Genomic DNA, 20,046 nt, shown 5'->3' with positions numbered 1-20,046 from the left:
GCCGTAAGCGGCCTCTATTCCACCGGGACAGGCGTGCACATGTCGCGCCTTGCGCCTCGCAAGAAATTGGAAAGACAAATGATCACCAAGCTTCCCCTCGCGCTCGTCACCGTTTCGGCCCTGGCCGTGGCCGCCTGCCAGCCGGTGACCCCGAACAACCCCGATCCGAATGCCAACACCCGCCGCGGCGCGATCGTCGGTGCGGGCCTCGGCGCCGCCGTCGGCGCGCTGACCGCTGACGACAAGGACGAGCGGCTCCGCCGCGCGGCCGTGGGCGCGGCCCTGGGCGGCGCCGCGGGTGCCGGCACCGGCGTGCTCCTCGATCGCCAGGAAGCTGAGCTGCGCAACCAGCTCGGCTCGAATGTCGGCATCGTCAACACCGGCGAGCAGCTGGTCGTGACCCTGCCGCAGGACATCCTCTTCGCCACTGACAGCGCCCAGCTGACCGGGTCGATGACCAATGACCTGCGCGCCATCGCCGGTTCGCTCAACAACTACCCCAACACCACCGTCAACGTGGTCGGCCATGCCGACAACACCGGTGCCGCGTCCTACAACCAGTCGCTCTCCGAAGCGCGCGCCCGTTCGGTGGCCAACGTGCTCACCTCGGCCGGCGTGTCGCCCGCCCGCGTGCGCGCCATCGGCCGCGGCGAGGACCAGCCGATCGCCTCGAACCTCACCCCCGAGGGTCGCGCCAAGAACCGCCGGGTCGAAATCATCATCACCCCGAACAGCTGATAAGGCTGATTGACGGTTTGAAGGGGCCGCCCGATGGGCGGCCCCTCTTTCGTTAGGAGTTGAGCGCCTTCGCGTGTGGTCATATAAAATGACCAATCACGGGAGGCCAACCATGCCGTTCAAACCGATCCAGCCGGAAAAGCTTTCTCATGGCGTCGTGCGCCAGATCGAGGAGCTGGTGCTGCGCGGCATCCTGCGCCCCGGTGACCGTCTGCCGCCCGAACGCGAGCTCGCCGAGCGGCTCGGCGTGTCCCGGCCCAGCCTGCGCGAGGCGCTGGCCGAGCTGCAGACCCGCAAGCTGGTCGAGACCCGCGCCGGGGCCGGCGTCTATATCTCCAACGTCATCGGTTCGGCCTTTTCACCGGCGCTGGTCCGGCTCTTCGCCACCCATGAGGAGGCGGTGTCGGACATGGTGGCCTTTCGCCGCGACATCGAGGGGCTCGCCGCCGAACGCGCGGCCCGGCTCGGCTCCGACAGCGATCTCGCGGTGATCGATGCCGTCTTCGCCCGGATGGAGGCGGCCCAAGCCAAGCCCACCGCCGATGCCGAGGGAGAGGCCGCGCTCGACGCCGAGTTTCACCTCGCCATCGTCGAGGCCAGCCATAACGTCGTGATGCTGCACATGATGCGCTCGATCTACGACCTGCTGCGCGAGGGCGTCTTCTACAATAGGCAGGTCATGTTCCGCCAGCGCACCACCCGGGCCTCGGTGCTCGAGCAACACCGGGCCATCAACGACGCGCTGCAAGCCCGCGATCCCGAAGCCGCCCGCGCGGCGGTGGCGTCGCATCTCGACTACGTGCAGGGCGCTCTGTCAGACCAGCGACAGGCCGATCGCAACGAGGAGGTGGCGAAGCGCCGCCTGAGTCGCGAGACCGGGCGCTGAGGCGCGACTGGCCCGGCATTTCGTGCTAGCATCGCGCATCGCACCACAGGAGGATGCGCGATGACACGACTGCTCCTGACGACGATGGCCGCAATGCTGGCGGCCTCCGCCGCCCTTGCCGGGCCCGGCGGCTGCGGTGGCCGGTCGCATGACGCCACCGCCGACGCCGGCACGACGGCCGGCCCGACCCCCGCCGCGCCCGAGATCGCGGCGGCGGAGGAGACGGGGACCACTCCTTCGATCGACATGCTGGCACTGCTGAACGGCGCACTGCCGAGCGAGGCGCTCGACGGGCCGGTCAGTTCGCTGCGCTGATCAGCGGCGGCTGAGGCACGAAAAAGCGAAAGGCCCGGGTCGCATCGCGCGCCCCGGGCCTTTCGATTTCGCGTCGAGGCATGGCCTCAGTGCAGCTTGGCACCCACGGTCTTGATCGACTCGTCGATCAGCTTGTCACCGCGCTGCGGCGTCATCTGCTCGGCGATGACCTGGCGGGCCGCGGCAATGGCCACGGCGACGGCCTGGTCGCGGACGTCCTTTACGGCCTTGTCTTGGGCCGACTGGATCTGCTCCTCGGCGGCGGTCAGGCGACGCTGGATCGATTTCTCGATGTCCAGCTTGGCCTGCTCGGCCGAGCGGTTGGCCTCGTCACGCGCGTTCGAGACGATGCGCTCGGCCTGGACCTGCACGTCCTTCTGCTTGCGCTCGTAGGAGGCCAGCAGCGACTGCGCTTCTTCGCGCAGGCCACGTGCCTCGTCGAGCTCGGCACGGATGCCGTCGGCCCGCTTGTCGAGCATTTTGCCCACTTCGCGCGGGACGCGGAAGTAGAGCAGCACGCCGACGAACAGCAGGAACGCCAGCAGCACGACGAAGTCGGTGTTGGCGAGCGAGAAGAACGGTCCCGTCGCAGCCATCGCCGGAGCGGCGGCCAGGCTCAGGGCCAGCGTTGCAAGAGGCAGTTTCATGCGCGCTCTCCCAGCTTGGCGTCGACCGCGGCGTCGACCTTGGCCGCATCGGCCTCGGCACCGAACGCGGCGACGATCTCGCGCGCGACGTCGCGAGCCACTTCGCTCACATTGCGCGCCGAGCTTTCGCGAATCTCGTCGATCGCCTTCTGGCTCTCGGCGGTCTTCGCGGCGATCTGGGCGTCGGCCTTCTCCATCTCGGCGTCGAGATCGGCCTGGATCTGCGCCTTGGTCTCGGCGACGATCCGGTTGGCTTCGGCGCGCGCGTCGGCGAGCGCCTTGTCATAGGCGGTCTCGGCCTCGCGGGCGCGGTGCCGCAGCTCTTCGGCGGCGGCGATGTCGTTGGTGATCGTGCCTGCGCGCTCGGCCAGCACCGCGCCGATGCGCGGCAGGGCGAAGCGGGACAGGACGAAATAGATCACGCCGAGCGTGACAATGAGCCAGAAGATCTGGTTCGGGAAGCTGGAGACGTCGAGCTGGGGCATGCCCGGCCCAGCGGCTTCGGCTCCGTGCACCGCCAATGCGTCTTCGGCGGGAATGGGTTCGGTCGCCACGGCGTCCTCCGTCGAGCCCTAAGGAAATGGCGGCGCGGGGTTTCGCGCCCCGCGCCGCCGGTCAGGAGATCGAGGTCCGGATCAGACCGCGAACATCAGCAGCAGCGCGACCAGGAACGAGAAGATCCCGAGGGCTTCCGCGAAGGCCAGGCCGATGAACAGCGTGGCGGTCTGCGAGGCAGCGGCCGACGGGTTGCGCAGCGCGCCGCCGAGGTAGTTCGCCGCGACCGAGCCCACGCCGATGGCCGCGAGGCCCGAGCCGATGGCCGCGAGGCCGGCGCCGATGAACTGACCGAAGAGAGCGATATCGCCTTCCATTGGGGTATCTCCTGATTTGGAATTGCGTGTTTGGTGAAGGGTGAACCGACCCCGGGGCGTGCTGCCGTCAGTGCGACGGGTGCAGCGCGTCCTTGAGGTAGATGCAGGTGAGGATGGTGAACACGTAGGCCTGGATGCCGGCCACCAGCACTTCGAGCCCGTAGATCGCGGTGATTGCGACGATCGAGAGCGGCGAAAGGGCGGCGATTGCAGCGAAGCCCGCGAACACCTTGATCATCGCGTGACCGGCGACGAGGTTGCCGGCGAGACGAATGGAGTGGCTGACGGGGCGCACGAAGTACGAGATCACCTCGATGATCGCGATGATCGGGCGCAGGAAGAGCGGCGCGTCCTTCATCCAGAACAGGCCGAGGAAGGCCATGCCGTTCTTGACGAAGCCGAGGATCGTCACGCCGAGGAACACGCCGAGCGCCAGCACCGCCGTCACCGCGATGTGCGAGGTGGTGGTGAAGGCCATCGGCAGCAGGCCGAGATAGTTCGAGAACAGGATGAACAGGAACAGCGTCATGATCCAGGGGAAGTACTTTAGGCCTTCCTTGCCGGTGACGTCCTCGACCATCTTGTAGACGAAGCCGTAGACCAGCTCGGCCGCCGACTGCATCCGCGACGGGATGACGGCGCGGCCGCGGGTGCCAAGCACCAGAAGCCCGATCACGCACAGCACCGAGAGCGCCATCCAGAAGGTGACGTTGGTGATGGTGTACCACGAGACCGGATCGCCGATCTCGCCGAACAGCGGCTTGACCTCGAACTGGTCGAAAGGATGGAACACTAGGCCGCCCGGCTCTTCACCCTCGACCAAAGCCACCGTTTCTGTCGCCATTCTCTCAGCCCTCGTCGTCGCCAGCCTGTTCGGCCTGCTGTTTAACCTGCAGCTCCTTGGCCGTGCGCAGCATGGTTTTCACACCTGCCGCGAGGCCGAAGAATATGAAGGGGATCAGGAAAATCGGCATGGTCCCGAAGAGGGTATCCAAGCCGTACCCGACCCCGAAGCCGATCCCCAGACCGGCCACAAGCTCGATCACCATCCGCCATGCGACCTGCGCCTGGCTGTAATGGCTCTCCTGATGACGGGGCGGCTCCGCCTGATCGCGGTGCCGGGCCAGACGCTCCTCGAGCGCACGCATTCGCGCAGCGTGGTCGTCGTCGTGGCTGTCGGACACTGCGGCCCCCTCATCGGTCGAGCAGGGTGCTATATTGCGGGGGCGGATTGGTCAAGCTCGGGGATTCCGCCGCGCCAGATCGGATTGACCATTGATATAACAGGGAGTTTCTAGATATACGGCGGTTCTGCAGGACGCCTGCGGCCATCGGGACGCCCTTCGGCATATTCAACCGCGCGGTTGACGTTTCGCCCGGCGCAAGGTCAGGTCGCGGCATGGCCGCCTCGCTAGATCTGGTGTTTTCCGCCCTTGCCGACCCGACCCGGCGCGCGATCCTCGCGCTGCTGCTCGAGGATGACATGGCCGTCACCGATGTCGCCGCGCCATTCGACATGTCGCTGGCGGCGATCTCCAAGCATCTGGGGGTTCTGGCCGAGGCAGGGCTGATCTCGCGCGATCGGCGGGGCCGTGTCACGTGGTGCCAGCTGGAGCCCGACGGGCTGCGCGAAGCCTCGGTCTGGATGCAGGGCTTCGGGCAGATGGAGGGCATCGATCTCGATGCCTTCGAGCGTTTTCTCGAACGGGAACTGGGCACCTCCGCAGCCGTGCCCGAGGGTCCGGCGGCGGAGGGCTGAGTTCAGACCAGGCCGATCAGCGACAGGACCGCGATGACCACGACGACGAGACCGATGATATAGATGATGTTGCGCATGTTTGCCCCTTTGGGATGAATCTGCCGGGCCAACGCTGCGCTCACGAAATCGTTCCTCAGGCTCAGCTCCAGTCTTTCGCCTGTGTCTTCAGCGCTTTCAGGAAGGCCTGAACCTTGGGTGTGCGGTGCAGGTCGACATGGGTGACCACCCAGATCGGCACCTCCCATTCGGGAAGCGGCCCGTGCACCACGGTCAGGTCGTCGCGCGCCTGCGCCTCGTGCAGCGGCACGAAGCCCAGCCCTGCTCCCGCCAGTACCGCGTCACGCTGGTTGCGCTCGCCATGGGCGCGGAAGGTGATCCGGTCGGTCGGCACGGTCTGGCGCAGCCAGCGGTAGAACGGCGCCCGACTGTCGAGATCGTCAGCGCAGACGAAGCGATGATTAGGGAGGTCCGACACCTCTTCGGGCAGCCCGTGCCGGGCGATATAACTGCGCGCTGCTACCAGCGCCACCTGCAGCCGCATCAGGGGCTGCACCACGTTGTCGGGCTGATCCGGTGCCGCGCCGGCGCGGATCGCGATATGCGCTTCGCCATATTCGAGGCGGAACAGCCGTGTACCGGTCAGCAGCCGCACCATCACCGCCGGGTAATCCGCCTGGAAGTCGATCAGCAGCGGCATCACCAGATCGGCCAGCGTGTCGAGCGTGGTCACCGCCAGCTCGCCCTCGACCCCGTCGCCCTGCCCCCGCAGCCGGCTGACCAGCTGAGCGAACTGATCGTCGGTGGTCTGCGCGACCTGCAACAGGTCGCGGCCCGCCTCGGTGGCGGTGTAGCCGCGCGGATGGCGCTGGAACAGCTTCACCCCCAGTCGCGTCTCGAGCGCGTCGACATGCCGGATAACCGTGGCGTGGTGCACGCCCAGCACCTCGGCTGCGCCGGAGACCGTGCCGAGGCGGGCGACGTGGTATGCGGTGCGGATCTCGTCCCAATTGTCCATTCGGATCTCCTGCGAGCGGGGCCTCTCCTTCTAGGCCGCATCGCCCCCGGCTCCAAGCCGTGCCAGGCTCTTGACCGCGCGGCCGATCCGGCTTAGTTGCGCTCCCCAAACCCGGAAGCTTTGGCTTTCCGGTCCCCGGCCCGTTGCGGGGATCGCCGTCCGTCAGCGCGTTGCGCCCACGGGCGCCGTTCCGCATTGTGGTCCGGTCCAGACGCAACGGTCGGAAAGGACCGCCATGTTCGAATCGCTCTCAGACCGCCTCTCCGGCGTCTTCGACAGGCTCACCAAGCAAGGCGCGCTGTCCGACGAGGACGTGAAGACCGCGCTGCGCGAGGTGCGCGTGGCGCTGCTGGAGGCCGACGTCTCTCTCCCGGTCGCGCGCGATTTCGTCGCCGCGGTGCAGGAGAAGGCCGCCGGCCAGGCCGTCACGAAGTCGATCACCCCGGGTCAGCAGGTCGTCAAGATCGTGCATGACGAGCTTGTCTCGGTGCTCACGGGCGACAGCGATCCCGGCAAGCTCAAGATCGACAACCCGCCCGCGCCGATCCTGATGGTCGGCCTGCAGGGCTCGGGCAAGACCACCACCACCGCCAAGCTCGCCAAGCGTCTCACCGAGCGCGAGGGCAAGCGGGTGCTGATGGCCTCGCTCGACGTGAACCGCCCCGCCGCGATGGAGCAGCTCGAGATCCTCGGCCGCCAGATCGGCGTCGACACGCTGCCGATCGTCAAGGGCGAGGACCCCGTCGCCATCGCCAAGCGCGCCAAGACGCAGGCCTCCTTGGGGGGCTACGACGTCTACATGCTCGACACCGCTGGTCGCCTTCACATCGATCAGGAGCTGATCGCCCAGGCGGCGGCGGTGCGCGACGCCGTCTCCCCCCGCGAAACCCTGCTCGTGGTCGACGGCCTCACCGGTCAGGACGCGGTCAACGTCGCGACCGAGTTCGACGACAAGATTGGCGTCTCCGGCGTCGTCCTGACCCGGATGGACGGCGACGGGCGCGGCGGTGCCGCGCTGTCGATGCGCAAGGTCACCGGCAAGCCGATCCGCTTCGTCGGTCTCGGCGAGAAGATGGACGCGATCGAGACCTTCGAGGCCGAGCGCATCGCCGGCCGGATCCTCGGCATGGGCGACATCGTCGCCCTGGTGGAGAAGGCCCAGCAGACCATCGAGGCCGAGCAGGCCGAGCGTATGATGAAGCGGTTCCAGAAGGGCCGCTTCAACATGAACGACCTGAAGATGCAGCTCGAGCAGATGCTCAAGATGGGCGGCATGGAGAGCCTGATGGGCATGCTGCCCGGCATGGGCAAGATGGCCAAGCAGGCGCAATCGGCCGGCTTCGACGACACCATGCTCAAGCGTCAGATCGCGCTGATCAACTCGATGACCAAGAAGGAGCGGGCCAATCCCGACATCCTTCAGGCCAGCCGCAAGAAGCGCATCGCCAAGGGTGCCGGGCTCGAGGTGTCGGAGCTGAACAAGCTGCTCAAGCAGCAGAAGCAGATGGCCGATGTCATGAAGAAGATGGGCAAGGGCGGCATGCTGAAACAGGCCATGAAGGGCATGTTCGGCAAGGGCGGCGAGATGCCCGACATGAACGACCCCGCCGCGATGGAAAAGGCCGCCAAGATGCTTGGCAAGCAGCTGCCGCCGGGCATGGGCAAGCTGCCCGGCATGGGCGGCGGCATGGGCCTGCCCTCGGGCCTGTCCGGCTTCGGCAAGAAGAAATGATCCCGTCGCTCGCCACCGACCGGCTGCACCTGGTGCCGCCCTCGCTCGCGCATCTGCCGGCCGAGCGCGAATTCTTCGCCTCCGAGCGGTCGAGCTTCGTCGGCGGCCCCGCGCCCCGGCACAAGGCGTGGCGGGTGATCGCCCTGCATCTGGGTCACTGGCAGATCCTCGGCTACGGCATGTGGGCCGCGGTCGAGCGCAAGACCGGCGCACCGGTTGGCCTGGTCGGTCTCTGGGGGCCGGAGCCTTGGCCGATGCCCGAGCTGGCCTATCACCTCTACGAGGAGGCCGAGGGCAAGGGTTACGCCACCGAGGCCGGGCAGGCGGTGCTCGACTTCGCCCGCGACCGGCTCGGCATGCGGGAACTGGCTTCGATGATCGACCCGGCCAACACCGCCAGCCAGTCGGTCGCGCGCCGCCTCGGTGCCGAGAACACGCATCGCGAATTCCGCGCCGACCCCGATGGCACCGCCGTCGAGATGTGGCGCCACGATCTCACCAAGGGGGCCCGCTCATGACCGATGCCGCCAGCCGCGCCGCGCAGCTTCTCAAGGAGCACCGCGAAAGTATCGACCGGCTCGACGCGATCCTCGTCTACACGCTCGGCGAGCGGTTCAAGCACACCCAGGCGGTCGGCCGGCTCAAGGCCGAGCACGACCTGCCCCCCGCCGACCCGATCCGCGAAGAAGCGCAGATCGCCCGGCTCACCGATCTTGCGAAGGAGGCCGATCTCGACCCCGAATTCGCCAAGAAATTCCTGGCCTTCATCATCCAGGAAGTCATCAAGCACCACGAGAAACATCAATCCTGAGACCTTCCGTCTCGACTGCCATTCAAAGGAGTTCTCCCAATGGCCATGAAGATCCGGCTCGCCCGCGGCGGTTCCAAGAAGCGCCCCCACTACTCGATCGTCGCCACCGACTCGCGCATGCCGCGTGACGGCCGCTTCCTCGAGAAGCTCGGCACCTACAACCCGCTGCTCCCGAAGGACAGCGAAGACCGCGTGAAGATGGACATCGAGCGCATCCAGGAGTGGATCGCCAAGGGCGCCCAGCCGACCGACCGCGTCGCGCGCATGCTCGAGGCCGCCGGCGTCACCGAGAAGAAGACCCGCTCCAACCCCAAGAAGGGCGAGCCGGGCAAGGCTGCCAAGGAGCGCGCCGAGAAGAAGGCCGCGCGCGAAGCCGCCCCGGCCGACGAGAGCGCCGAGTGATGGCCCCCGGCCCGGAACGCACCGGCGCGTTTTCGCCGGAGTTCCGGGCCGAGCTGGCCCGGCTGATGGACCGGCGGCGCGATGTGCGCCGATTCCGCACCGATCCGGTGGACGAGGCAGCGCTGACGCGCTGCCTCGATTCGTTTCTGACGGCACCTTCCGTGGGGCTGTCGGAACCGTGGCGGGTGATCCGGGTCGAAAGCGCACAGGCCCGGGCCGCGGCGCTCGCCAATTTCGAAGAGGCCAACGCCGCCGCGCTTGAGGACCAAAGCCGCGACCGCGCCACGCTCTATGCCCGGCTCAAGCTGTCGGGGATGCGCGACGCGCCGGTGCAGCTTGCCGTGTATTGCGACGACTCCACCGACAAGGGCCACAATCTCGGTGCCGCGACCATGCCCGAGATGCGCCGCTACTCGGTGGTCGCGGCGATCACCCAGTTCTGGCTCACCGCGCGCGCCGAGGGGCTGGGCACCGGCTGGGTGTCGATCCTCGACCCCGCGCGGCTGTCGCGCGACCTCGAGGTGCCCCCAGCCTGGTCGCTGGTCGGCTATCTTTGCGTCGGCTATGCCCAGACGCTCGACCGGGTGCCCGAACTCGAGGCCGAGGGCTGGGAAACGCGGCGCGGTCACCTGCCCGTCGAGACGCGCTGAGCCTTGCGCTCGGGCGCGCGGCGGTGTTCCAACGGGGCAAAGGCTTGGAGGACAGGATATGGGCGATCTGATCTGCGTCGGACGACTTGCGGGCGCTTTCGGGGTGCGCGGCGAGGTGCGGCTCAAGAGCTTTTGCGCCGACCCCGAGGCCATCGCCGATTACGTGCCGCTGCTCACGAAGGAAGGCCGCGAATTCCGGCAGGTGGTGATCACCGGCCAGGCCACCGGCGCCTATACCGCGCGGCTCGACGGCATCACCACCAAGGAGGAGGCCGACGCGCTCAAGGGCGCCGACCTGTTCGCCCCGCGCGACCGGCTGCCGGCCCTGCCGGATGACGAGTACTACCATGCCGACCTGATCGGCCTACCGGTGCACGACACCGGCGGCGCGCTGCTGGGCACGGTGCGCGCCGTGCTCAACCACGGCGCCGGCGACTTGCTGGAGCTGCTTCCGCCCGACGGCGGAGCGACGGTTCTGCTGCCCTTCACGCTGGCCGCCGTGCCGACCGTCGACCTCGGCGCGGGGCGCATCGTGGCCGACCCGCCGGAGGGGCTCTTTCCCGGCTGAGCGGGGCGGAACCGCGCCCGGGGCGTCGTGTTGAGCCGTTGAAGCGGCGGAGTTTTTCCGCCCGACAACGGAAAGGCTCGACCATGATCGAATGGATTCTCATCCTTCTCGCCATCGCCGCCGTCGCCGGCCTGCTCGGCATGGGGCGTATCTCCGGCGCCGCGCTCACCGGTGCCAAATGGCTCGCCATCATCGCGCTGGTGCTGTTCCTGCTGGTGCTGTTCGGGGTGATCGGTCTCGCGACCTGATTCCGCGCGCATGACGACGCGATGCGGGCCGCCGGTTCTTTCCCGGCGGCCCGCTTTGCGCTAGGACCCGTCGCCATGAGCGACACCCCTCCCCCCTCCCGCGCCGCCGGCCGGCTCAGCGCCCGCCCCTCGGCCCGCCCGCGCGAGTTGATGACCGATCATCCCGACCTCGCCGGGGCCTGGACCGCGCAGGTCATCACCCTGTTCCCGCAGGCCTTCCCCGGCGTGCTGGGCGAAAGCCTGACCGGCAAGGCGCTGAAGGACGGGCTGTGGCAGCTGCAGCCGATCGACCTGCGCCCCTATGGCGAGGGCAAGCATCGCAATGTCGACGACACCCCCGCCGGCGGCGGTGCCGGCATGGTGCTGCGCCCCGACATTGTCGGCCGGGCGATCGAGGACGCGAAATCGCGGGCCAAGGGGGTCACCCCGGTCATCTATCTCTCCCCGCGCGGCCGCCGCTTCGACCAGGCGCTGGCGCGGGAGCTGAGCCAGGCCGACGGGGTGATCCTGCTGTGCGGCCGCTTCGAGGGGGTGGACGAACGGGTGATCGAGGAGCACGGCGTCCTCGAGGTCTCGCTCGGGGATTTCGTCCTGACCGGCGGAGAGATCGCCGCGCAGGCCTTGATCGATGCCACCGTGCGCCTTATACCGCGCGTGCTGGGGAATCAGGCGTCCACGGAGGAGGAATCCTTCTCCCATGGTCTCCTCGAACACCCGCAATACACCAAGCCCGCGCTCTGGAAGGGTCGCGCGATACCCGAGGTTCTTCTCTCGGGGCATCACGCGAAGATCACCGACTGGCGCCGGGAGATGGCCGAGAGGCTGACGAAAGAACGGCGACCTGATCTCTGGCGGGCGTATTGCGCACAGCGCGGCACGGACCCGGATGAAGACCGAGAGCTCTGAGGTTGCGAGCAACGTCGCGGGATAACCGCGAGCAATCAAGGAGTGACAGGCATGGACCTGATCGCACAGCTCGAAGCGGAGCAGATCGCTTCGCTGGGAAAGACCATTCCCGACTTCAAGGCCGGTGACACCGTGCGCGTCGGCTACAAGGTGACCGAGGGCACCCGCACCCGCGTGCAGATGTACGAAGGCGTCTGCATCAGCCGCAAGAACGGCTCGGGCATCGCTGGCTCGTTCACCGTGCGCAAAATTTCGTTCGGCGAGGGCGTCGAGCGCGTCTTCCCGCTCTACTCGACCAACATCGACTCGATCGAGGTGGTGCGTCGTGGCCGCGTGCGCCGCGCGAAGCTCTACTACCTGCGTTCGCGTCGCGGCAAATCGGCCCGTATCGCCGAAGTCAGCAACTACAAGCCCAAGGCCGACACGGCCGCGGCCCAGGCCTGAGGAGCGCCGAGATGAAAGCGGATATCCATCCCGACTACCACATCATCGACGTCAAGATGACCGACGGCACCGTCGTCCAGATGAAGTCGACCTGGGGCAAAGAGGGCGACCAGCTCGCGCTCGACATCGATCCGTCGGTGCACCCCGCTTGGACCGGTGGCACCTCGCGTCTGATGGACGCCGGCGGCCGCGTGTCGAAGTTCAAGAACAAGTACGCCGGTCTCGGCTTCTGATTCTCGCGCCCTGCGCGAATCGTGCGACGCCGCCCTTCGGGGCGGCGTTTTGCGTTTGTGGCGCAAATGCGGCGAGGTTCGGGCGCGCAATTTGCCCCATTCTCCCTCGCAATAGGCCTTTTGGCAGAACAATGGCGAAACGCCCCCCGAATATGGCGTTTTCCGGGCAACAATAAGCATCCAATTGTGTCGCACTGCGTTAAGCCCTGCTACACCATGGCAAATGTGTCATTTCGGAGGCTTTTCGATGCAACATTCCGGCGCCCAGGCCTTCGGCGACAAAGCCCACCTGATCGATCATCACGAGATGATGCGTATTCTGGGCAAGGTACCGCCCGTGGAGCCTCGCGGCCGCCACGAAAAAGCCACAATGGGCCGCACAGCCTACGGCATGCACAAGGCTGCCGCCCGGCCGCGCGCGATGCGCGATCCCGATGCTACCGCCTACAGCACTTTTCATGACGCGAGCGCCCGCCGCGACGCACCCATGCGCGAAGTCTGGGCGCTGGCCCCCAACGCGCAGCTGGTGTCCAAGGCGCTGGCCGAGGGCCGGGGCCGGGCGCTGGTCGCTCAATGGGACGAGCTGACCCGCACCGATCCCTGGTCGGGCATCGCCGCCGCCTTCGGCGCGGCACAGGCGGCGCGCCCGGGCGGCGCGCTGGCCAGCAAGCATCGGGCGCGCGCGGCATCGGGCGGCTTCGACATCGTCACCGCCGATCAATGCGTGGCGCTGCGGGCCCGGCTGCTCGGCGCGACGCAGCCCCGGGAATATGTCGATCTCGATCTCTGAACGGCGACCGCCTTTCCCAGATACGCGAACGCCGCCCCGAGGGGCGGCGTTCGTCGTTTCAGGCGGCCTTGCGCGCGGGCCTGCGCCGCCGGTTCGGGCGGCCCGGCTTGGCCCCCACGCCTTCCGGCTTGGGCGCACCACCGCCGAAGCGGCGTCCGCCGCCCCCGCCGCCGCGGCGCGGCTTCTTCTCGGGCTCGACCGGGTCCCAACGGGTGCCGGACGCCACCGGAATCTCGGCCTTCATCGCCTTTTCGATATCCTTGAGCTCGCCCATCTCGTCGGGCGCGCAGAGCGCCACGGCGCGGCCATCGGCCCCGGCGCGTGCGGTGCGGCCGATCCGGTGGACGTAGTTCTCGGCCACGTTCGGCAGCTCGTAGTTATAGACGTGGCGCACGCCTGGGATGTCGATGCCGCGCGCGGCGACGTCGGTGGCGACCAGCACCCGGACCCGGCCCTCGCGGAAGTCGCGGATCGCCCGCTCGCGCTGGCCCTGGCTCTTGTTGCCATGGATCGCGGCGGCGGCGAAGCCGGCGGCGGCGAGCTGCTTGGACAGCTTCTCCATGCCGTGCTTGGTGCGGCCGAAGACCAGCGCGAGCTCGTCACGATGCTGGTCCAGCAGTTCGACCAGAACCTCGGTCTTGGCGGCCTTCGCGACGAAGTGGATCGACTGGTCGATCTTGTCGGCCGCCTTGCCCGGTGGGTTGACCTGCACGCGCACGGCGTCGGTCAGATAGGCCTGCGCCAGCTCTTCCATCTGCTTGGGCATGGTGGCCGAGAACAGCATGGTCTGCCGCTCTTTCGGCAGCAGCGGCGCGATCCGGCGCAGCGCGTGGATAAAGCCCATGTCGAGCATCTGGTCGGCCTCGTCGAGCACCAGGAACTCGGTCTGGCTCAGGTTCACGGCGCGGCGGTCGAGAAGGTCGATCAGACGGCCCGGCGTGGCGACCAGCAGGCTGGTGCCGCCTTCCATGCGCTTGATCTGGCCATTGATCCCGGCGCCGCCCACGACCAGTACGGTCTTGAGATGGCTGCCACGGGTATAGGCCTCGAGGTTGTCGGCGATCTGCTTGGCCAGCTCGCGGGTCGGCGCCAGCACCAGGGCGCGGGCCGATTTCGGCGCGGGCTTGCCGCCCGACTTGATCAGCCGGTCGATCATCGGCAGGCCGAAGGCCGCGGTCTTGCCGGTGCCGGTCTGGGCGAGACCCATCACGTCGCGGCCGTTCATGGCGTGCGGGATCGCCTGGGTCTGGATCGGGGTCGGGTCGGTGATGCCCTGCTCGGCGAGGGCGGAAACGAGACGGGGCGCGAGCCCCAGCATGTCGAAATCCATGTGCATCCTTGTAAGCGGCGCGAAACGCACCGCGGCATGGGCGCAGACCCGCGGCATGCGGGTCGACGGTCGGGTTGCGCCCTTGTACTCACGCGGGGCCGAATGCCCACGCGCCGACAGGACGCGGCCCCTTGCGTGAAATGGGAACCTGAGATCCGAAGCGGTGCGGGCGCCAGCGCAGATCCTGCGGGGGCGGCGCGGCTGCTCACGCGGGCCAAGCGCTTCGGTCTTGGACTGGCAGATGGACCCGAAAGCCGCACAAGTCAATGGGCAGGCCCGCAGATCCGCCCCGACACTTGCGCGGCTCTCCACCATCCCCTACCCCGAAAGCAGTGCGGATACGGCCCCTCGTGGCCGGAGGGGACGGGACACATGGCGCATATCATCGTCGTGGGCAACGAGAAGGGCGGCGCGGGCAAATCAACCGTCGCCATGCATGTCGCCACGGCGCTGGCGCGGATGGGCCACAAGATCGGCACGCTCGATCTCGACCTGCGACAGAAATCGCTGGGCCGCTACATCGAGAACCGCCGCCGCTACTGCCAGCGCGCCGGGCTCGACCTGCCCTCCCCCGCCCATGTCGAACTGCCGGAGATCGACGCCGCGACGCTGCAGCCAGGCGAGAACCTCTCCGATCACCGGCTGTCGGCGGCGGTGGCGCAGCTCGAGGATGACAGCGATTTCATCCTGATCGACTGCCCCGGCAGCCACACCCGGCTCAGCCAGGTCGCGCATTCGCTGGCCGACACCCTAGTCACGCCGCTCAATGACAGCTTCGTCGACTTCGACCTGCTGGCCAAGATCGACAATGACGGCGAAACGATCCTCGGCCCGTCGGTCTATTCGGAAATGGTCTGGAGCGCGCGGCAGCTCAGGGCGCAGGCCGGGCTCGACCCGATCGATTGGGTGGTGCTCAGGAACCGGCTCGGCGCGCAGCAGATGGTCAACAAGCAGCGCATGGAGAGCGCGATCAAGCGCCTGTCGGAGCGGATCGGCTTTCGCTCCGCGCCCGGCTTCAACGAGCGGGTGATCTTTCGCGAGCTGTTTCCGCGTGGCCTGACGCTTCTCGATCTACGCGATGTCGGGGTCAGCCAGCTCAACATCTCCAACGTGGCGGCGCGGCAGGAGCTGCGCGACCTGATGCGGGCGCTGGACCTGCCGGGTGTCGAGGTGGAGTTCTGAGCACGCCCCTGATCCGCCCGGCCACGCCCGGCGACGCCGAGGCGATGTGCGCCGTCCTCAACCCGCTGATCGCCGCCGGTGGCAGCACGGCGCATCGCCGCCCCTTCGACGCGGAGCGGATGCTGCATCACTACCTCGCGCCGCCGATGCTGGTGAGCTGCGTCGTGGCCGAGGTCGAGGGCCGCATCACGGGATTCCAGAGCCTCGTACGCGCAGGCGACCCGGACGACCCGCTCCCCGATGGCTGGGCGGTGATCGCGAGCTTCGTGGCGCCGGGGATGGAGGGCCGGGGCATCGGCGGCAGGATGTTCGCCGCCACGCGCGCGGCGGCGCGGGCGGCTGGCATCGTCGCGATCGACGCCACGATCCGGGCCGACAACGCCGCCGGGCTCGCCTATTACACCGCCATGGGCTTCGAGGATTGGGACCGGCTTCACGCCGTGCCGCTCTCGGACGGCACTCCGGTCGACCGCATCCGCAAGCGTTTCGACCTGACGTAAAAGAGGGCGCCGAAGCGCCCTCTCAATCGCATCACGCGCCGACGATCTTGCCGCCGTTCGGGTGCAGGGTTTGACCGGTGAAGTAATTGCCGTCGGACGAGGCGAGGAACAGGTAGGCGGTGGCCACCTCCCAAGGCTGGCCGGGCCGGCCGAGCGGCGTGTCGGCACCGAAATCCTCGACCATCTCGGGCGGCATGGAGCCGGGGATGAACGGCGTCCAGATCGGCCCCGGCGCCACGGCGTTGACGCGGATGCCCTTCTCGGCCAGCGCGCTGGCCATGGAACGCGACAGCGCCAGCGTCGCGCCGCGCGTGGTCGAGTAGGTGACGAGCCCGGCATTGCCTTTGAAGGCGTTCACCGAGGTCGTGTAGACGATCGCGTCGCCCTCCTTGAGATGCGGCAGCGCGGCCTGGGTGATGAACATCGGGTGCATCACGTTGCTGTCGACCGTGCGGCGCAGCCGCTCTTCCGAGATGTCCTCCAGCCCGTCGTCGAGCCATTGCTGCGCGGCGTTGACGATCAGGATGTCGAGCTGACCGAAGCGCTCGACGGTCTTGGCCACGGCGCTCTCGCAATGCGCCTTCTGGCCGAGATCGCCGCGGATCAGCAGCGCCTCGGAGCCCTCCGCCTCGACCAGCTTCTTCGTATCCTCGGCGTCGCGATCCTCTTCGAGATAGGCGATCGCGACCTTCGCCCCTTCGCGGGCGAAGAGCACCGAGACGGCGCGGCCGATGCCGCTGTCACCGCCAGTGACCAGCGCCACCTTACCCTTCAGCTTGCCGACGCCGGGATGGCGGGGGGTGTAGTCGGGGGCAGGATGCATCTCGTGTTCGTTGCCGGGCATGGTGTCCTGGCTCTGTGCAGGCACGTGTTCGGGTTCGCTCATGGCTGTCTCCCCTGTCGCTTGGGCGTTCCTGCGAACAACGGTGGCGGCTGGGCGCGGTTCCGGCAGGGGCTGCGCGCGCGCGGCTGTCCGCCGGCCCGGGCGGAACCCGTCGCCCCAGCCCCCGGTTGCCCACCTGACCGGCACAAGGAGCATGGCGCATGGTGGATACGGAATACGACGCGATCGTCATCGGCGGCGGCTCGGCCGGGCTGTCCTTTGCCCGCCACGCGGCAGACCTCGGCGCGAAGGTGGCGCTGATCGAGCGGGCCGAGCTGGGCGGCACCTGCGTCAATCGTGGCTGCGTACCCAAGAAGATGCTCTGGACCATGGCCGATGCGCTGCACCGGAGCGCGGGGCTGACGCGGGCGGGGCTCCTCGGCCCGGTGCCGCAGGTGGATCTCGCGCGGTTCTGCGCCGCCCGGGGTGATAAGCTGGAAAGCATCCGGCAAAGCTATCGCGACAAGCTCCGGGAGGCAGGTGTCACGCTCATCGAGGACACCGCCGAACTGACCGCGCCGGGCGAGGTCACGATCTCGGGCCAGAGGCTGCATGCGCCGCGCGTCGTCTTGGCCACGGGGGGTCGGCCGGTCAAACCCGATATGCAGGGGGCGGAGCTTGCCTGTGACAGCGATGCGGTGCTGAACTGGACCGCGCTGCCGCGCGACATGGCGATCATCGGCGGCGGCTATATCGGCTGCGAGATGGCGGCGATCCACGCCGCGCTGGGCGTGCGGGTGACGCTCGTCACCGATACCGACCGGGTGCTGACCGAGTTCTCGGAGCCCGCCGCGAAGGTGGGCCAGGCCAACATGGTGGCGCAGGGCATCCGGATCATCACCGGCTGCACCCCCGAGGCGGTGCGCAAGGGCGAAGACGGGCTGGAACTGGTGCTCGACGCCGAGACCACGCTGAAGGTCGAAAAGGTCGTCGCCGCCACCGGCCGCGCCCCCAATCTCGAGGCACTCGGCGATCTGAAGGAGCGCGTGGCGCTGACCGATAAAGGCGTGGTGAAGGTCGATGAGAGCTTCGAGACATCGCTGCCGGGGCTGCATGCGGTGGGCGACTGCGCCGATCGGCTGCCGCTGACACCAGTGGCGTCGAGCGATGGCGAGACCTTGGCGCGACAGCTTTTCGGCGCGCATCGCCCGCCCGTCGAACTGCGCCATGTCGCCACCACCGCCTTCATCCTGCCGCCCGTAGCAGAGGTCGGACAGCCAGCGAAGGAGGCCATCTTCGAAGGGAACGCGCTGGCGCCGCTCTCGGCGGCGCTGCGGGCCGATGCGCCGCAGGATTACTACGGGCTTGGCGGATCGGAGCAGGCCGTCACCTCGGTCTCGCTGGTGGCCGAGGGCGCGCATGAGGCGATCGCCTGGGCCGCGCAGATGCTGCTGCACCGCCCCGACCGGGACAGCATGCGCCGGGCGCTGGGCGTGCATCCCTCGACGTCGGAAGAGGCGATGGGCTGACCGCCCGCCTCCTCCCATAAACCGAGAAAGCCGCCGCTCCCGGAGATTGGCACGTTCCGGGAGCCCGAACACACTGGCCGGGTTCACATTAGTTTCTCAGCCACAATCGATACTTCGGCCCATCAACATGGGGTTGATACCCGAAGCAGGTACGTCGATCGAGAGTTGCGGCGCATTCTCTCGCATGACATCCATTCATCTCGAAAGCGCCTAGCTGGCTTCCGGATGCAGCGTCAGGAATGGATGACATGTCGACAGATGCCATTTCCGGGCCTTTCGCACTGCTGGCACGCCACCCAAGTTACCTCACCCTGACCGCCGCGCAGACGCTGAGCCTCGTCGGCAGCGTCTTCACGGGCCTCGTCATATACAAGACCGTGTCGGAGGCCGATGCCGGGGCACCGATCTATGCCTTGATCTACGTTCTCGGGCTGCTGCCCGGGCTTCTCGCGGCGCAGGCGGCGCGGTTCTACCGGCACCTCTTCGACATCGGCTCGGCCCTGCGCGGCTCGACCCTGGTTGCGACGGCAGCCCTGCTCGTGACCTGGATCGGCTACGATCAGGGCAACCTGTTCCTGCTGCTGTTCAGCGAGATGGCCGTATCAGCCGCGACGGGTTTCCTGGCGGGCTACCAGTCGCTCTACGACCGAAAGAACTTCCGCGAAGACGAATTGGAGGCGCTCGCTTCGGTCGATACCATCGCCTTCTCGGCGCAAACGCTGCTCGGCATGGTTGGCGGCACGGTGCTGTTGTCGGCTGTCGATCCGGAGCGGCTGCTGCTGATCGACGCCCTCACCTTTGCCGTGGCCTATGTGGCGTTCTGTCTGCTGATCCGGCGCGGCCCCGAACGCTTCGCCCATCGCCCCGAACGAGACGCGCCCGAGCCAGTGCTCGGCGATCTCGCCCCGTTGCAGCGGCGCGCCTTCTGGATCGGACCGATCCTCGCGGCCTTTGGCGGGCCGCTGATGAGTCTCGGCCCAGCAATCATCGACGCCAAGGATTTCGACGGCAGCGACATAGGCATGGCGTTCTCGCCGGTGCTGGTCTTCCTGGTGGTGCGTGCCTTTGGCCAGATCGCAGGTCCGATCGTGGCACGACCCCTGTCGCTCGACCGTCTCGCCCGGATGCCATTGCTGCTCCCGGGCTGCCTGCTGGCCTATTGCGGCCTCTATTTCGCGATCTGGGCCACCGCCTCCGCGTCGCTTGCCTACGGGCTGACCTTCGCCGCGCATGTCGTGTCGAACATCCTGTTCATGGTGGCGTATTACGCCCAACTGCGCTTTTTTTCCGCCGAGGAGATCAGCGCCATTTCGAGCAAGTCTTACGTATATGGCACGCTGGCAGCGACCGGCGCATCGCTCCTGGCTTCCGGCTTGGTGGCACTGACTGGCTACATGGCCTTGTTTGTCGTGCTGATCGCCGGGGCGGCGGGCCTCGCCGCGGTCGTCATTGGCACGGAGCGGTCGCGAAAGGGCACGTGAACAGATTTGGCTGCTTGCCTGATTGAGCAAATGGCTGGTCAATCCGCCAAGAAGCGCCGGGCATGTTTTGCAATGGACGTTGATGCGGGGGAACGCCCCGGTACCCCCTTTAAAGACTGTCGATCCTAGGACTGCCAAGCAAAACGCCTACCGGGGTTTTTCCGGTAGGCGCTAAAGGTATGTCT

27 protein-coding genes are annotated in these 20,046 nt (G+C 67.7%); 19 read left to right on the top strand and 8 right to left on the bottom strand.

Annotated features, from left to right (window positions below; translation table 11 throughout):
* Positions 1-78 precede the first annotated feature (78 nt).
* The 3 genes from FHS00_RS11330 to FHS00_RS11320 all read left to right on the top strand — a co-directional run bounded on the left by FHS00_RS11330 (position 79) and on the right by FHS00_RS11320 (position 1,939).
* Entirely contained in the window at positions 79-738 is a 660-nt protein-coding gene (locus FHS00_RS11330; protein ID WP_183473369.1) for a YiaD family glycine zipper/OmpA-like lipoprotein, read from the top strand.
* A 112-nt stretch (positions 739-850) separates the two neighbouring features.
* Complete coding sequence (locus FHS00_RS11325) at positions 851-1,624, top strand: FadR/GntR family transcriptional regulator (RefSeq protein ID WP_183473366.1); 774 nt, start codon at positions 851-853, stop codon at positions 1,622-1,624.
* A 60-nt stretch (positions 1,625-1,684) separates the two neighbouring features.
* Positions 1,685-1,939, top strand: a complete 255-nt coding sequence (locus tag FHS00_RS11320) for a hypothetical protein (protein ID WP_183473363.1) — start codon at positions 1,685-1,687, stop codon at positions 1,937-1,939.
* A gap of 86 nt (positions 1,940-2,025) precedes the next feature.
* Here FHS00_RS11320 and FHS00_RS11315 read toward each other — a convergent pair whose 3' ends face one another.
* From FHS00_RS11315 to FHS00_RS11295, 5 genes are all read right to left on the bottom strand, one after another.
* The gene (locus FHS00_RS11315) at positions 2,026-2,586 is read right to left on the bottom strand and encodes a F0F1 ATP synthase subunit B (RefSeq protein ID WP_183473361.1); all 561 of its coding nucleotides are present in this window, start codon (positions 2,584-2,586) and stop codon (positions 2,026-2,028) included.
* Positions 2,583-3,140 (bottom strand): F0F1 ATP synthase subunit B', encoded by a 558-nt coding sequence (locus FHS00_RS11310; protein ID WP_183473358.1) that lies wholly within the window; start codon positions 3,138-3,140, stop codon positions 2,583-2,585. The genes FHS00_RS11315 and FHS00_RS11310 overlap by 4 nt, the downstream gene beginning before the upstream one ends.
* Before the next feature lie 81 nt (positions 3,141-3,221).
* On the bottom strand, positions 3,222-3,458 hold the full coding sequence (locus tag FHS00_RS11305; RefSeq protein ID WP_183473356.1) for a F0F1 ATP synthase subunit C: 237 nt from the start codon (positions 3,456-3,458) through the stop codon (positions 3,222-3,224).
* Positions 3,459-3,525: 67 nt separating this feature from the next.
* Positions 3,526-4,302: a F0F1 ATP synthase subunit A gene (locus FHS00_RS11300; RefSeq protein WP_183473353.1), complete on the bottom strand. Its 777-nt coding sequence runs from the start codon at positions 4,300-4,302 to the stop codon at positions 3,526-3,528.
* 4 nt (positions 4,303-4,306) lie between these two features.
* A complete protein-coding gene (locus FHS00_RS11295; RefSeq protein WP_183473350.1) occupies positions 4,307-4,642 on the bottom strand; it encodes an AtpZ/AtpI family protein in 336 nt (111 codons plus the stop codon).
* Positions 4,643-4,857: 215 nt separating this feature from the next.
* Here FHS00_RS11295 and FHS00_RS11290 point away from each other — a divergent pair, with 215 nt between their 5' ends.
* A complete protein-coding gene (locus tag FHS00_RS11290) occupies positions 4,858-5,217 on the top strand; it encodes an ArsR/SmtB family transcription factor (protein ID WP_183473347.1) in 360 nt (119 codons plus the stop codon).
* A gap of 139 nt (positions 5,218-5,356) precedes the next feature.
* Here the strand turns inward: FHS00_RS11290 and FHS00_RS11285 are convergent, their stop codons facing one another.
* Positions 5,357-6,232 (bottom strand): LysR family transcriptional regulator, encoded by an 876-nt coding sequence (locus FHS00_RS11285; protein WP_183473344.1) that lies wholly within the window; start codon positions 6,230-6,232, stop codon positions 5,357-5,359.
* Positions 6,233-6,467: 235 nt separating this feature from the next.
* Between FHS00_RS11285 and ffh the strand changes: the two genes are divergently transcribed.
* From ffh to FHS00_RS11230, 11 genes are all read left to right on the top strand, one after another.
* Complete coding sequence (gene ffh / locus FHS00_RS11280) at positions 6,468-7,964, top strand: signal recognition particle protein (protein ID WP_183473341.1); 1,497 nt, start codon at positions 6,468-6,470, stop codon at positions 7,962-7,964.
* Positions 7,961-8,482: a GNAT family N-acetyltransferase gene (locus FHS00_RS11275; protein ID WP_183473338.1), complete on the top strand. Its 522-nt coding sequence runs from the start codon at positions 7,961-7,963 to the stop codon at positions 8,480-8,482. Before ffh ends, FHS00_RS11275 begins: the two co-directional genes overlap by 4 nt.
* Positions 8,479-8,775, top strand: coding sequence for a chorismate mutase (locus tag FHS00_RS11270; protein ID WP_183473334.1), 297 nt, complete (start codon positions 8,479-8,481; stop codon positions 8,773-8,775). The genes FHS00_RS11275 and FHS00_RS11270 overlap by 4 nt, the downstream gene beginning before the upstream one ends.
* A gap of 39 nt (positions 8,776-8,814) precedes the next feature.
* Positions 8,815-9,177, top strand: a complete 363-nt coding sequence (gene rpsP / locus FHS00_RS11265) for a 30S ribosomal protein S16 (protein WP_183473331.1) — start codon at positions 8,815-8,817, stop codon at positions 9,175-9,177.
* The gene (gene bluB, locus FHS00_RS11260; RefSeq protein ID WP_183473328.1) at positions 9,177-9,827 is read left to right on the top strand and encodes a 5,6-dimethylbenzimidazole synthase; all 651 of its coding nucleotides are present in this window, start codon (positions 9,177-9,179) and stop codon (positions 9,825-9,827) included. The genes rpsP and bluB overlap by 1 nt, the downstream gene beginning before the upstream one ends.
* Before the next feature lie 58 nt (positions 9,828-9,885).
* Positions 9,886-10,395, top strand: coding sequence for a ribosome maturation factor RimM (rimM, locus tag FHS00_RS11255; RefSeq protein ID WP_183473314.1), 510 nt, complete (start codon positions 9,886-9,888; stop codon positions 10,393-10,395).
* A gap of 83 nt (positions 10,396-10,478) precedes the next feature.
* On the top strand, positions 10,479-10,643 hold the full coding sequence (locus tag FHS00_RS11250; RefSeq protein ID WP_183473311.1) for a DUF1328 family protein: 165 nt from the start codon (positions 10,479-10,481) through the stop codon (positions 10,641-10,643).
* A 75-nt stretch (positions 10,644-10,718) separates the two neighbouring features.
* On the top strand, positions 10,719-11,549 hold the full coding sequence (gene trmD, locus FHS00_RS11245) for a tRNA (guanosine(37)-N1)-methyltransferase TrmD (protein WP_183473308.1): 831 nt from the start codon (positions 10,719-10,721) through the stop codon (positions 11,547-11,549).
* A gap of 51 nt (positions 11,550-11,600) precedes the next feature.
* Complete coding sequence (gene rplS / locus FHS00_RS11240; RefSeq protein ID WP_183473305.1) at positions 11,601-11,993, top strand: 50S ribosomal protein L19; 393 nt, start codon at positions 11,601-11,603, stop codon at positions 11,991-11,993.
* Positions 11,994-12,004: 11 nt separating this feature from the next.
* Entirely contained in the window at positions 12,005-12,226 is a 222-nt protein-coding gene (gene rpmE, locus FHS00_RS11235; protein ID WP_183473302.1) for a 50S ribosomal protein L31, read from the top strand.
* A gap of 247 nt (positions 12,227-12,473) precedes the next feature.
* Positions 12,474-13,016, top strand: coding sequence for a hypothetical protein (locus tag FHS00_RS11230; RefSeq protein WP_183473299.1), 543 nt, complete (start codon positions 12,474-12,476; stop codon positions 13,014-13,016).
* A gap of 58 nt (positions 13,017-13,074) precedes the next feature.
* Here FHS00_RS11230 and FHS00_RS11225 read toward each other — a convergent pair whose 3' ends face one another.
* Positions 13,075-14,346 (bottom strand): DEAD/DEAH box helicase, encoded by a 1,272-nt coding sequence (locus tag FHS00_RS11225; protein WP_183473296.1) that lies wholly within the window; start codon positions 14,344-14,346, stop codon positions 13,075-13,077.
* 372 nt (positions 14,347-14,718) lie between these two features.
* Between FHS00_RS11225 and FHS00_RS11220 the strand changes: the two genes are divergently transcribed.
* A complete protein-coding gene (locus tag FHS00_RS11220) occupies positions 14,719-15,528 on the top strand; it encodes a division plane positioning ATPase MipZ (RefSeq protein ID WP_183473293.1) in 810 nt (269 codons plus the stop codon).
* Between the two features lie 44 nt (positions 15,529-15,572).
* Positions 15,573-16,028, top strand: a complete 456-nt coding sequence (locus tag FHS00_RS11215; RefSeq protein WP_183473290.1) for a GNAT family N-acetyltransferase — start codon at positions 15,573-15,575, stop codon at positions 16,026-16,028.
* Between the two features lie 31 nt (positions 16,029-16,059).
* Here FHS00_RS11215 and FHS00_RS11210 read toward each other — a convergent pair whose 3' ends face one another.
* Positions 16,060-16,914 carry an SDR family oxidoreductase gene (locus tag FHS00_RS11210; RefSeq protein ID WP_183473286.1) on the bottom strand — a complete coding sequence of 285 codons (855 nt, stop codon included), beginning with the start codon at positions 16,912-16,914 and terminating at the stop codon, positions 16,060-16,062.
* Between the two features lie 158 nt (positions 16,915-17,072).
* Here FHS00_RS11210 and FHS00_RS11205 point away from each other — a divergent pair, with 158 nt between their 5' ends.
* Positions 17,073-18,380 (top strand): dihydrolipoyl dehydrogenase family protein, encoded by a 1,308-nt coding sequence (locus tag FHS00_RS11205; protein WP_183473283.1) that lies wholly within the window; start codon positions 17,073-17,075, stop codon positions 18,378-18,380.
* A 248-nt stretch (positions 18,381-18,628) separates the two neighbouring features.
* Positions 18,629-19,861, top strand: a complete 1,233-nt coding sequence (locus tag FHS00_RS11200; protein WP_183473280.1) for an MFS transporter — start codon at positions 18,629-18,631, stop codon at positions 19,859-19,861.
* Positions 19,862-20,046: the final 185 nt, after the last annotated feature.

This window comes from Limimaricola variabilis (assembly GCF_014195545.1).
Lineage (GTDB): Bacteria > Pseudomonadota > Alphaproteobacteria > Rhodobacterales > Rhodobacteraceae > Limimaricola > Limimaricola variabilis.
Note: the sequence above shows the minus strand (reverse complement) of the source record. Positions and strands in the feature narration are given on the sequence as shown.